This window comes from Pseudomonas triticifolii (assembly GCF_014358015.1).
Taxonomy (GTDB): domain Bacteria; phylum Pseudomonadota; class Gammaproteobacteria; order Pseudomonadales; family Pseudomonadaceae; genus Aquipseudomonas; species Aquipseudomonas triticifolii.
On sequence record NZ_JACONV010000018.1, the window covers coordinates 1 to 12,297 of the forward strand.

The window sequence follows — 12,297 nt, forward strand, 5'->3', positions numbered from 1 at the left end:
ACCTGTAGGAGTGGACTTGTCCACGAAGACTGCCTTCCAGACGCACCACTTCGGCTGAATACACCGCCCCTTCGCGGACAAGTCCGCTCCCACGGGATGAATGTACCGATCTATTCGCGAGCAAGCTTGCTCTCACGAAAGCGCGTGTAATCGGTAAGTTGCGTTGGGTTCGACAGGATCAGGCATGTGCGCTATCGCCGCGCGTGTGCTGTTTATTTCCCGAGCTTGCGCAGTTCATCCGACTCGACGATACGCTCGCCATCCTGCTCTTCCAGCGCCAGTCGCCAGAGGGCTCGGGCCAGTTGGCAGGCTTCGATGGCGCCGTATTTGCCGGGGATCAGCTTGGCGATCGGCGCAGCCAGTTGTTCGGCCCAGCGGGTGTCCGGGCGATTGCCTATCAGCAGAGAGGGGCGGGCAATGGTCAGTTGCGGCCAGTCCTGACTTTTGAGCGCCTGTTCCATCTCGCCTTTGACACGGTTGTAGAACACGCTGGATTTCGCGTCGGCACTCACGGCACTGATCACCAGCAGGTGCCGGGCTCCCAGCTCGCGTGCACGCTTGGCAAATGCCACGACCAGATCCAGGTCCACAGCCTTGAAGGCGTCCTGCGAGCCGGCCTGCTTGATGGTCGTGCCCAGGCAGCAGAAGGCGATGTCTACCCGACCACCCAGCGACGGCAGCAGCGTGGTCAGGTCGCCTACCGGGTTTTCAAGATGGGGATGTTCAGCCAGAGGCCGGCGAGTCGGGGCGAGTACACGGCTGACGGTGGGCTCATTGAGCAGGCGATCCAGCAGATGTTCGCCGGTCAGGCCTGTCGCACCTGCGAGCAGAATGTGTTGCGGCGTCAAGTACATAATGTTTCTCCCTTGATACGGATAAGCCTAGCGGCTAGTCGAGGTCTTCGCTTCCTTGCGATTCAACGCCGTATTCAGCGCGCGTTCTGCCTGATTCTTGCGTAACAGCTGCCAGCGGGCAATAACGCCTTTGGGGGCCCAGATCTGCGGTTCTGAAGCTTCAAAATTATCTTCGGTTTCGCGTCGGGCGACATAGGCCTTGGCGTCGTTGAACGCCTGCTGCAAGTCATCGGTTTGGACCAGCGCCCTGCCGAATAGTGCATCGCCGAAATAGGTGAAGTCTGCCTCTTCCGAGCAGCCGAACGAAACCCGGTCGGCGCGCGATGCGGTCATCACCAGCGTGCGCTCGTCTTTGAGGTCCGGAATGAACCCGCCGGAGTAACAGGCCGAAATCACCACGACCTTGTCGCGATTCTTCAACGGGGCGAGGGCCGCGGCCAGCGCGTCGGCGGGCAGGTCGGCCAGCGACAGGCGTGGCTGGTCCAGCACCAGTTCATGGTCCTGAGTGCCGTGGCTGGTCAGGTAGATGAATATCAGGTCTTCAGGGCCGCTGCGCTGCGCCAGTGTCTGCACGGCACGGGTGATGGTCTCGCGGGTGGCCATCGGCCGGTCATCCATGTGGTCGCGATGGTTGACCAAGCTGATCTGTCCCACTGCGCCAAAGCGTGTGGCCAGCAGATTGCTGACATAGTCCGCTTCGCGCATGAAGACACTCTGCTTGCCATCGCCGCCCACTACCAGGCTGTACAGCTCAGGCGTCGAGGTGGAGGCGGGCACGGCGGCCAGCGCTTTTTCCAGTAGCGAGCCCTGTGCGAGCAGGCCCGCTTCCAGCGCGTCGGGCAACAGTTTGCCCTTGGCGTCGCGAATGCGTTGGCCATTGGCCCAGATGCCGCGCTGCACGGCTCCATCGGCCGCCGTCAGGACGCCGTCACCGTGGTAGGTGTCGTCAGCGAACTCTCCGACATACTGACTGCCATCGGGCAGTTGCAGTCGACCTTGTCCAGAGAAGCGCCAGTTGTTGAATTCGCCCTGATAGCGGCTACCGTCGGAGCCGATCAGCTCGCCCTTGCCTGTCAGCGCGCCTTCTCTGAACTCGCCGCTCCACACATCACCGTCGCTGTTTTCATAGCGGCCGGTGCCGTCGAGTTGATTGTTGCGAAAGCGACCCACGTACTGGTCGCCATCAGCGCTGCTGAAGCTGCCGTTGCCTTGCAACTGGCCATCGACGAACGTGCCGCTGTACTGATTGCCGCTGGCATCGCTGCGCACGCCTTCGCCGTTGGGTCTGCCATTGGCGAAAAGGCCTTGAAACTGGCTGCCGTCTTCAAGCTCCAGGCGGCCTGGGCCCTCATACACGCCCGCCTTGAACTGGCCGCGGTACAGCATGCCTTTGTCTTTCTGGGTGCCTTCGCCGTCGCGCAGCCCCAGCCTGAAGCCGCCGACATAGGTCGCGCCGCTGCGAGTGGTCAGTCGACCCTGGCCGCTGTAAAGGCCCTGTTCGAAGCCACCTTTATAAATGTCGCCATTGCTGGCGTGCAGTTCGCCCGCACCTTGTCTCATGCCGTGATCGAACTGGCCCTCATACCAACTGCCGTTGGGGTAATCGATGCGGCCCCGGCCCTGCAGCAGGCCGTCAACCACATCGCCGCGGTAACGCCCGCCATCCGCAAGACGGCCGTCGGGAGGCAGCAGTGATTCGCCATCACCGCAACCTGCGATCAAGAGTGTCAAAGCCAGTGGGGCGAGCGCGCGCATGTGAGATCCCGAACGAGTGATTCAGCGTTGAACCGGCTCTGCTGGGCAGATGTATTGGTTTCAACCGTCGGAGAGTATGCCGCAGTGAGTAACGGGTACGAAACAGTCTGTTACGACTGTTTCGTTTTTCAGAGGTGTTACACGAAGCACATGGACAGCGGTTCAGCCACAAAGGCCGGCTTTTCCTGGCCCTCTATCTCCAAGGTCGTGGTTGCCTTGAGCAGCCATTGGCCAGGCTTCTTTTCCGTGGCGTCGGTCAGCACGACCTTGAGGCGCACGCGGGAGTTGACCAGCACCGGCTGGATGAAACGCACGCTGTCCAGTCCATAGTTGATCACCATCTTCATCCCTTCCGGCATCACCAGCAGGTCACCCATGAGCTTGGGGATTAGCGACAGCGAGAGAAAACCGTGCGCGATGGTGGCGCCAAACGGGGTGTGTGCAGCCTTGACCGGGTCGACATGGATGAACTGGAAATCCCCCGTCGCTTCGGCGAACAGGTTGATACGCTCCTGATCGATGGTGAGCCAGTCGGAACATCCCAGTTCCTTGCCGATGTAGTTCGTGAGTTCTGAAACAGGTACAACAGGCATGTCACTCTCCTTGTCTTTTGGTGTTGTAGCGTAATGCTGATGACCGCGTAGGATATCGCCCGCGGGCGAACCACAAGATCAGCAGAGGGTTGCCGGTTGGTCAAGCAGCGTCATGCGTGCGAATACCTGCTCATAGGCACTGGCGTGTCATGTTTATAATGCGGCCGTGAATTCGCCGGATCTGTCTAGCGTGCGGGAGTGCTCATGTTGCTACGGGGTTTGACATGGCTGGTGCTGTTCCAATTGTTGGGAACGGCGCTCAACCATCTGTTTCTATCGATGCTGCCAGGGCCGATCATCGGCCTGGTACTGCTCATGGGCTATTTGATGCTGCGCGGTGAGGTGAGCGAGCCGGTCAGCATGGCCGCCAGTAGCCTGCTGCGTTATCTACCGCTGCTGCTGGTGCCGCCAGCGGTGGGCGTGATGGTGTACGCCGCCGCCATCGCCGAGGATTTCTGGGCCATTTTCGGCACCCTGTCGCTGTCCTTGATGATTTCGCTGACATTCGTGGGCTGGCTGATGCAGAAGCTTATCGAGCGTCAGGCTCGCCGCCGGGAGCCGTCATGAATCTGGACTGGTACGGCGCGTGGGCATCGGTGATCCACCATCCGTTATTCGGGATTGCCATCACACTGGGTGCTTATCAACTGGCTATCGTCGCGTATGAGAGAACCCGTTGGCTGTTTCTACAGCCGGTGCTGGTGTCCATGCTGGTGGTGATCGGTATTCTGCTTATTTGTGGTCTGGATTACGCCGAATACCGTAAAAGCACTGAAATACTCGGCATTCTGCTGGGCCCTGCGACGGTTGCGCTGGCCGTGCCGCTTTATCTGAATCTGCGCCGGATTCGCCAGTTGTTCTGGCCGACCTTGACTACGCTAGTGATTGGCGGCGTTTTTGCGACGGGGCTGTGCGTGGTATTGGGAATCCTGTTCGGCGCCGATCACATGATTCTGATGACCATGGCACCTAAATCGGTCACCTCGCCCATTGCCATGCTGGTGGCCGAGCAGATGGGTGGCGTGGCCGCGCTGGCAGCGGTGTTCGTGTTGATTACCGGCGTTTTCGGTGCCATTTTCGGCCCAGGGCTGTTGTCGTTGGCCGGTGTCGAAAACCACGCTGCCCGAGGCATGGCGCTGGGCCTGACCGCACACGCGGTCGGCACGTCCGTCGCGCTTCAGGAAGGCGAGGAGGCAGGGGCTTTCGCTGCGTTGGCGATGAGTCTGATGGGGGTTGCGACGGCATTGTTTCTGCCGTTGGCAATGTCGTTGGTCGTTTGAGGGGCTTGTTATGACGTTGCCTTTGTTTCCACTGAACGCTGTGCTGTTTCCGGGGTGCGTGCTCGACCTGCAACTGTTCGAGGCGCGCTATCTGGACATGATTGGCCGCTGCATGAAGCAGGGTGCTGGGTTTGGTGTCGTGTGTATTACCCAGGGCAGCGAAACCGGTTCGGCACCGGGTGGCTACTCGCTGATTGGCTGCGAGGCGCTGGTTCAGGACTTTCAGCAGCAGGACAACGGCCTGTTGGGCATTCGCGTGGTGGGCGCACGGCGCTTTCGGGTGGTGGGCGCAGAGGTACAGCGCGACCAGTTGCTGGTAGGTGAGGTCGAGTGGCTGGAAGAACCCGAAGAGCGCCCGCTACAGGAAGAGGATGCCGATCTGGTGGCGCTGCTCGAAGCGCTGGCCGAGCACCCGATGGTCGCGTCGCTGAACATGGGCGTGACCGCTGAAGGACAGCAATCGCTGGCCAATCAACTGGCGTACCTGCTGCCGTTCGCTGAAGAAGACAAGATCGAACTGCTGGAAATCGACGATCCCGAAGAGCGTCTGGATGCGATTCAGGAATTGCTGGATGAAATGCAGGGCGATTTGCAGGCTTGAGCCTGCGCCGCCTGGCAGTTGATCAAGCTGTGGGAGGCGGCTTGCCGGCGAAGCGGTATCTGAAGCGCCTGATGAGTGACTGATCAGGCGCAATCGCCGGAAAGCCGCCTCCCACAAGTTTTGCGTTTATCCAGCACCATCAATACTGATAACGCAGCACACCATGCGACAAAGCGTGCACCGCAAAGGTACCCAGCAGCGCAGTCAGGGTCGGTAGGACCAGCCACCAGACCTTGGGCGACATGGCAGGCAGCGGTTCTTTGTGCTGAATGATCGCAAGGCTCGCGGCGCAGATGCAGAATGCCAGCAGCATGCCGGCCAGGATATCCGTTGGCCAGTGCACGCCCAGATAGACCCGCGACAGGGCAATCGCCAGGGCCGGAATTCCGAATACAAGTAACCAGGTCAGGCGCAGGCGCACCGGCTGGCCTCGGCCCGCCAGGACCGCCAGAGTCATGAACAGCGCAAACGCCGCCGAACTGTGTCCGCTCGGCATGCTGTAAGTGGTGAGTGGATCGACCAGTACTTCTGGCCGGGCGCGGGCAAAAAATGCTTTCAGCGTGCCGTTCGCGACGGCGGTGCCCAGCGTGGTCGCCAGTGCGAACGCTGCATGACGCCATTGCCTTGCGACCAGCAGCGCTATGATCAGCAGCGCAGCCGCCAGCAGTTGCGCCTTGAAGTCGCCGATGCTGGTGACCAGCACCACAATGTGTTGAGCGGTTTCGCTGCGGTGCTCCTGCACCAGGGTCATCAGGCCATTATCGAAATCCGTCAGGTACGGCCAGCCGATGAACAATGCGGCAACCAGTGCCAGGCTGATCAGTGAAATCGCCTTGGTCGCGTAGCGTTTCTGCCGAATGCTGCTTTGAATGCTCAAACCGAACAGCAGCGCCAGACCTGCGCCGACGAACGCGGCCTCGGTCCAGAAACCTTCTGGGAGTGGCAGCCTGATCGCCGCACCGGCTGCCCACCCTGGCATCAGGTAAGCGATCGACCAGCCAGCGGCGGCCACGACACTCACCGCCGCAAAACGCGGGAACGGCATGTCGCACATGCCGGCGATCATCGGCAGCATGGGCCGCAGCGGCCCGATGAAGCGTCCGACCAGCAGGCTGGCAATGCCATACTTGTGGAAATAGGACTCAGCACCTGTCATCCATTCCGGGTGCGTTCGCAGCCCTGGCAACTGGCGGATGTTCTGGTGGAAGCGACGGCCGATGAAATACGAGACCGCATCACCCAGCAACCCGCCCAGAAAACCCAGCAACAACACTTCGCTCAACGGCAGGATGCCACTGCCGGCCAGCGCGGCAATGGCGAACATGATCACTGTGCCCGGCACAACGATCCCGACAATCGCAACGCATTCTATGAATGCCACCAGAAAAATCGCGACGGCAACCCAGGAAGGGTTTGCCGTCAGCCAGCCGGTCATGCCATTGAGCAGGTCGCCCATGGGTCAGTTTCCTTGATCGAGAAGTAAGTAGTCGCGGCCTTCGACCTGACCGCGCCTGAGAGGGTTCCGCGTACAGAAACGCGCGTAATCGGCATCGACGAAGCGGTACATCAGGTGTTCATCACGACCGGCAGGAATGCCGAGCCGAGTGGTCTGGATGATGCGGGTCGGTTGCTCGCCCACATCCTCCACCAGCAACCTGAGGGGATCGAAACGTTTTGCGTCCCACGTCGGGACTTTCAGGCCCAGCGCCTTGCACAGCAGGGTCTGGCCTGCGCACAGTCGCTGTGGCGGGCGCATGGCACCGCTAGCATCGGGGTTGTTGAGCTGCATCTGTGCCAGCGCGTTTTCGTCGCTGACGGCATCTATCCACGGATGTGCTGACTTGATCAGCACCGCGTTGCCGGGACCTTCAGCGCTGAAGTTCAGCGAGTCGCCGCCCCGCGCGTAGTACATATAGATGTGGCCGCCTTCCAGAAACAGCGCCTTGCGCTTCTCGGTGTAGCCCAGCGAGGCGTGGCTGCCTTTTTCTGCGCAGTAATAGGCTTCGGTTTCGATGATGCGCACGGCGAGCCATAGCCCGCCGACCTTGTGCCGAATGACCTTGCCGAGCAGATCGCGCGCGAGCACCTGGGCGTCGCGATTGAAAAAACAGTCGGGAAGGGCGGTGGGCATAGGCAGGCAACTGAAAACGGGAAGGTGCCGATAATAACAAGCGCATTTTGAATTGCAGCTGAATGTGTCATCCAGGGCGACTTTGTTGTTTCTGAACGTGACTGGCTGCACACACGTCTGATGCCGCCATGGCGGTGTCTGGACCACTCCCGATCACGGCAGTTGCAGAAAACTGCGCACTGTTATCGACCATCCGCCTGTCTGCGCTGTCGTTCGGGCGGCACGACAGCTATAATCGGCCGCTTTCCTCTCTGCCAAGACCTCTGAGACCATGACTGAGTCCGTTCTTGACTACATGACCCGCCTGGGTCGCGCCGCCCGCGAAGCTTCGCGAGTGATCGGCCGTGCCAGCACCGCGCAGAAAAACCGCGCCCTGCTGGCTACTGCCGCCGCTCTGGACGAAGCCCGTGCCGAGCTGTCTGCCGCCAATGCGCTGGACCTGGCCAACGGTCAGGCCAACGGTCTTGAGCCGGCCATGCTGGAACGTCTGGCCCTGACCCCCGCACGCATCGATAGCATGATCGTCGGGTTGCGTCAGGTCGCCAGTCTGCCGGATCCGGTGGGTGCTATCCGCGACATGAGCTATCGGCCATCGGGTATTCAGGTCGGCAAGATGCGCGTGCCGCTGGGTGTTGTAGGCATCATCTACGAGTCGCGTCCGAACGTGACCATCGACGCTGCAAGCCTGTGTCTGAAGTCCGGTAACGCGACCATTCTGCGCGGCGGTTCCGAGGCCATTCATTCCAATCGTGCGATTGCCGCCTGCATCGAACGGGGTCTGGCGGACGCCGAACTGCCGGCTGCTGTGGTGCAAGTGGTCGAAACCACCGACCGCGCTGCCGTGGGCGCGTTGATCACCATGCCTGAGTACGTGGACGTCATCGTACCGCGTGGCGGCAAGGGTTTGATCGAGCGCGTCAGCCGTGACGCCCGCGTGCCGGTCATCAAGCACCTGGACGGTATCTGCCATGTGTATGTGAGTGCCCATGCCGATCTGGCGAAGGCGCAAAAGATCGCGTTCAACGCCAAGACCTATCGTTACGGTATTTGCGGCGCGATGGAAACCCTGCTGGTCGACCAGACCGTCGCCGCCGATTTCCTGCCGCCGATGGCTGCGCAGTTTCGTGAGAAGGGCGTCGAGCTGCGTGGCTGTGAACGCACCCGCGAGCTGATCGACGTGATTGCGGCGACCGAAGAAGACTGGCACACCGAGTATCTGGCGGCGATTCTGTCGATTCGCATCGTCACCGGTCTGGATGAAGCCATCGAGCACATCAACCACTACGGCTCGCACCACAGCGATGCCATCGTCTCGGACCATCAGGGTCAGACTCGCCGGTTCATGGCCGAGGTCGACTCCAGTTCGGTCATGGTCAATGCGCCGACCAGCTTCGCCGATGGCTTTGAATACGGGTTGGGTGCCGAGATCGGCATTTCTACTGATAAGCTGCACGCCCGCGGTCCGGTCGGCCTTGAAGGGCTGACCTGCGAGAAGTACATCGTGATCGGTGACGGTCAACTGCGCGGACAAGCCTGACTTGAGCGAGCCCATGACAGCGTTGCCCAGACGTATCGGCATGCTTGGGGGCACGTTCGATCCGGTGCACATCGGTCACTTGCGCGGAGCGCTGGAAGTGGCCGAGCTGCTGGAACTCGATGAGTTGCGCCTGACGCCCAGCGCCAGGCCACCGCATCGCGACATGCCGAGTGTCACGGCCGAGGATCGTCTGGCGATGGTCCGCAGTGCTGTGCAGGGCGTGTCACTTTTGACGGTGGATGACCGTGAGCTGAAACGGGACAAACCGTCGTATACCCTCGACACCCTGGAATCGATGCGCGCCGAACTCGCGCCTCAGGACCAGTTGTTTCTGTTGCTGGGTTGGGATGCCTTTTGCGGGCTGCCCTCCTGGCATCGGTGGGAAGAATTGCTGGAGCACTGCCATATCGTGGTGCTGCAACGCCCGGACGCAGACAGCGAGTCGCCAGATGCCATGCGCAACCTGCTGGCGGCACGCGCTGTAAGCGGTCCCAAGGCCCTTAAAGGCCCGGGCGGCAACATTACATTCGTCTGGCAGACGCCTTTATCGGTGTCTGCCACCCAGATCCGTCAACTGCTGGCCAGCGGTAAGTCGGTACGTTTTCTGGTGCCAGACGCGGTACTGGCCTATATCGATGTGCACGGGCTTTACCGTGCGCCGAACACAGATGGGTCGTCCTGAAACTGCTTTTTACAGATAAGCGTTTGGACGCTCCCACACATACGAGCTGAATGAGTTTTATATGACAAAGCAAAAAATGAGCAGTGAAGAAGTCGTCGCCGTGGCAACCGCCGCACTGGAAGACGTCAAGGGCGCAGACATTCTGGCCATCGACGTGCGCGACAAGACCAGCATCGCCGACTACATGCTGATCTGCACCGGTACTTCCAACCGCCAGTTGAACGCTCTGGTCGACAGCGTTCGCGAGAAGGTCAAGGCTGCAGGCCTCATGCCGTTGAGCGAAGAAGGCAAGGGCGACAGCGACTGGGTATTGCTGGACCTGGGCGACGTCATCGTTCACGTGATGACTGCTGCTGCACGCCAGTTCTATGACCTGGAGCGTCTGTGGCAAGGTGCCGAGCAGAGCCGCGCAGCCAGCGCTGCACACCACACTCCAGGTAACGAATAAGGCATTATCGTGCGTTTGCGTCTGATCGCCGTTGGTTCGCGCATGCCCAAGTGGGTGGAAGAAGGTTGGCACGAGTACGCCAAACGGATGCCCTCCGAGCTTGCGCTTGAACTGGTGGAAATTCCGCTCAATACCCGTGGCAAGAACGCTGACGTCGCGCGCTTCATTCGTCAGGAAGGCGACGCGATGCTGGCCAAGGTTCAGCCGGGCGAGCGGATCGTCACGCTGGAGGTGCACGGAAAACCGTGGAGCACCGAGCAACTGGCGGTCGAACTCGATCGCTGGCGCCTGGATGCCCGCACGGTCAACCTGATGGTCGGCGGCCCCGAGGGGCTGGCGCCGGAAGTCTGTGCACGCAGCGAGCAACGCTGGTCGCTGTCGCCGTTGACCTTGCCGCACCCGTTGGTGCGTATCCTGATCGGCGAGCAGATGTATCGCGCCTGGACCGTTCTGTCCGGGCACCCTTATCACAAGTAGCATCGTTTTTATTGTGAATACGGCCTAAATGTCTCAACCGATCCGCCTAAAAGACCACGAGAAAGACGCACGCCTGGTGCGCGGCAGGGTCGTGTTCGGTGCTGTGGCGGTCGTGTTGCTGGTGTGCGTGCTGGTCGCTCGTTTGTATTTCCTGCAGGTCATTCAGTACGACTACCACTCGACCCTGTCTGAAAATAACCGGGTTCACGTTCAGCCGATTCCACCCAGCCGTGGCCTGATCTACGACCGCAACGGCGTGGTGGTAGCCGATAACCGGCCCAGTTTCAGCCTTTCTGTCACACGCGAGCGCTCCGGCGACTGGTCCGCTGTACTGGACACCATTGTCGAGATCCTGCAACTCACGCCTGACGACCGCATCATTTTCGAAAAGCGCATGAAGCAGGGGCGACGGCCGTTCGAGCCGGTGCCCGTCCTTTTTGAGCTGACTGAAGAGCAGATTGCGCTGATTGCGGTCAATCAGTTCCGCCTCCCGGGCGTCGAGGTGGTGGCGCAACTGGTTCGGCATTATCCGCAGGGGCCGCACTTCGCGCATTCGGTCGGTTACATGGGCCGGATCAACGAGAAAGAGCTCAAGAGCCTCGATCCGGTCAACTACAGCGGCACCCACCACATCGGCAAGACCGGCATCGAGCGTTTCTACGAGCCTGAGTTGCATGGTCAGGTGGGTTATGAAGAAGTCGAGACCAACGCCCGAGGCCGTGTATTGCGGGTGCTCAAACGCACCGATCCTATCCCCGGCAAGGACATTGTCCTGAGCCTGGACATCAATCTGCAGGAAGCCGCCGAGGCCGCGCTGGGCGGGCGTCGAGGTGCGGTCGTGGCGCTGGACCCGAAAACCGGTGAGGTGCTGGCGATGGTCAGCGCGCCGAGCTTCGACCCGAACCTGTTCGTGACCGGTATCAGCTTCAAGGCCTACGCCGAGTTGCGCGATTCCATCGACCGGCCGCTGTTCAACCGCATTCTGCGCGGCTTGTATCCGCCCGGTTCGACCATCAAGCCGGCGGTGGCCATTGCCGGGCTGGATGCCGGTGTCGTGACACCTGCTTCGCGGGTGTTCGATCCGGGCTTTTATCAGTTGCCCAATTACGACCACAAATACCGTAACTGGAACCGTACCGGTGACGGCTGGGTCGATCTGGACACCGCCATCATGCGCTCCAACGATACCTACTTCTACGATCTGGCCCACAAGCTGGGTATCGATCGGCTTTCCACCTATATGAACAAGTTCGGCATCGGCCAGAAGGTCTCGCTGGACATGTTCGAAGAGTCCGCAGGCCTGATGCCGTCGCGGGACTGGAAACGCGCCACTCGCAGGCAAGCCTGGTTCCCCGGCGAGACGCTGATTCTGGGGATCGGCCAAGGCTATATGCAGGCCACACCGCTGCAACTGGCGCAGGCCACTGCGCTGGTGGCCAACAAAGGCGTGTGGAACCGGCCGCATCTGGCCAGAACCATTGAAGGCAAGCCGCCGGTGGACGAGAACCCGATGCCGGACATCATCCTGCGCGACCCGGCCAACTGGGCCAGGGTCAACCACGGCATGCAGGAAGTGATGCACGGCGCGCGCGGTACGGCGCGCAAGGCCGCCATCGGTGCGCAATACCGCATCGCCGGCAAAAGCGGCACGGCGCAGGTCGTGGCAATCAAGCAGGGCGAGAAGTACGACCGCACCAAGGTTCAGGAACGGCATCGTGACCACGCCCTGTTCGTCGGCTTCGCGCCTGCCGACAATCCAAAAATCGTTGTGGCAGTCATGGTGGAGAACGGCGAGTCCGGCTCCGGCGTGGCTGCTCCCGTGGTCCGTCAGGTGATGGATGCCTGGCTGCTCGACGAGAACGGCCAGCTCAAGCCTGAGTACGCCGGCTCCCTGAATCTGGAGGCTGCGGCCCGTGAAGAGTAATTTCGACCGCATCCT

The 12,297-nt window shown here is 60.9% G+C and carries 13 protein-coding genes; 8 read left to right on the top strand and 5 right to left on the bottom strand.

Annotated elements, in window-relative coordinates:
- Positions 1-212 precede the first annotated feature (212 nt).
- The 3 genes from H8S56_RS19125 to H8S56_RS19135 all read right to left on the bottom strand — a co-directional run bounded on the left by H8S56_RS19125 (position 213) and on the right by H8S56_RS19135 (position 3,202).
- Positions 213-854 (bottom strand): oxidoreductase, encoded by a 642-nt coding sequence (locus H8S56_RS19125; RefSeq protein WP_024688041.1) that lies wholly within the window; start codon positions 852-854, stop codon positions 213-215.
- Between the two features lie 27 nt (positions 855-881).
- Positions 882-2,609 (bottom strand): C13 family peptidase, encoded by a 1,728-nt coding sequence (locus tag H8S56_RS19130; protein WP_187519507.1) that lies wholly within the window; start codon positions 2,607-2,609, stop codon positions 882-884.
- A 137-nt stretch (positions 2,610-2,746) separates the two neighbouring features.
- Entirely contained in the window at positions 2,747-3,202 is a 456-nt protein-coding gene (locus H8S56_RS19135; protein ID WP_024688039.1) for a MaoC family dehydratase, read from the bottom strand.
- Positions 3,203-3,406: 204 nt separating this feature from the next.
- Here H8S56_RS19135 and H8S56_RS19140 point away from each other — a divergent pair, with 204 nt between their 5' ends.
- From H8S56_RS19140 to H8S56_RS19150, 3 genes are read left to right on the top strand one after another with little or no spacing between them, the layout of a single operon-like run.
- Positions 3,407-3,769 carry a CidA/LrgA family protein gene (locus tag H8S56_RS19140; protein WP_187519508.1) on the top strand — a complete coding sequence of 121 codons (363 nt, stop codon included), beginning with the start codon at positions 3,407-3,409 and terminating at the stop codon, positions 3,767-3,769.
- Positions 3,766-4,482 carry an LrgB family protein gene (locus tag H8S56_RS19145; protein ID WP_024688037.1) on the top strand — a complete coding sequence of 239 codons (717 nt, stop codon included), beginning with the start codon at positions 3,766-3,768 and terminating at the stop codon, positions 4,480-4,482. Before H8S56_RS19140 ends, H8S56_RS19145 begins: the two co-directional genes overlap by 4 nt.
- Positions 4,483-4,492: 10 nt before the next feature.
- Positions 4,493-5,083 carry an LON peptidase substrate-binding domain-containing protein gene (locus tag H8S56_RS19150; RefSeq protein WP_024688036.1) on the top strand — a complete coding sequence of 197 codons (591 nt, stop codon included), beginning with the start codon at positions 4,493-4,495 and terminating at the stop codon, positions 5,081-5,083.
- Between the two features lie 139 nt (positions 5,084-5,222).
- On the opposite strand, the gene H8S56_RS19155 is transcribed toward H8S56_RS19150, so the two are convergent.
- Entirely contained in the window at positions 5,223-6,539 is a 1,317-nt protein-coding gene (locus H8S56_RS19155) for a bifunctional DedA family/phosphatase PAP2 family protein (protein ID WP_024688035.1), read from the bottom strand.
- Positions 6,540-6,542: 3 nt separating this feature from the next.
- Positions 6,543-7,214 (bottom strand): DNA-3-methyladenine glycosylase, encoded by a 672-nt coding sequence (locus H8S56_RS19160; protein ID WP_187519509.1) that lies wholly within the window; start codon positions 7,212-7,214, stop codon positions 6,543-6,545.
- Positions 7,215-7,485: 271 nt separating this feature from the next.
- Here H8S56_RS19160 and H8S56_RS19165 point away from each other — a divergent pair, with 271 nt between their 5' ends.
- The 5 genes from H8S56_RS19165 (at position 7,486) to mrdA (ending at position 12,282) form a co-directional block, all read left to right on the top strand.
- Entirely contained in the window at positions 7,486-8,751 is a 1,266-nt protein-coding gene (locus H8S56_RS19165; RefSeq protein WP_024688033.1) for a glutamate-5-semialdehyde dehydrogenase, read from the top strand.
- 13 nt (positions 8,752-8,764) lie between these two features.
- A complete protein-coding gene (gene nadD, locus H8S56_RS19170) occupies positions 8,765-9,433 on the top strand; it encodes a nicotinate-nucleotide adenylyltransferase (protein WP_187519510.1) in 669 nt (222 codons plus the stop codon).
- A 61-nt stretch (positions 9,434-9,494) separates the two neighbouring features.
- Positions 9,495-9,881, top strand: a complete 387-nt coding sequence (rsfS, locus tag H8S56_RS19175; protein WP_073168650.1) for a ribosome silencing factor — start codon at positions 9,495-9,497, stop codon at positions 9,879-9,881.
- A 9-nt stretch (positions 9,882-9,890) separates the two neighbouring features.
- On the top strand, positions 9,891-10,358 hold the full coding sequence (gene rlmH / locus H8S56_RS19180; protein ID WP_187519511.1) for a 23S rRNA (pseudouridine(1915)-N(3))-methyltransferase RlmH: 468 nt from the start codon (positions 9,891-9,893) through the stop codon (positions 10,356-10,358).
- Between the two features lie 28 nt (positions 10,359-10,386).
- Complete coding sequence (gene mrdA / locus H8S56_RS19185) at positions 10,387-12,282, top strand: penicillin-binding protein 2 (RefSeq protein ID WP_187519512.1); 1,896 nt, start codon at positions 10,387-10,389, stop codon at positions 12,280-12,282.
- Positions 12,283-12,297: the final 15 nt, after the last annotated feature.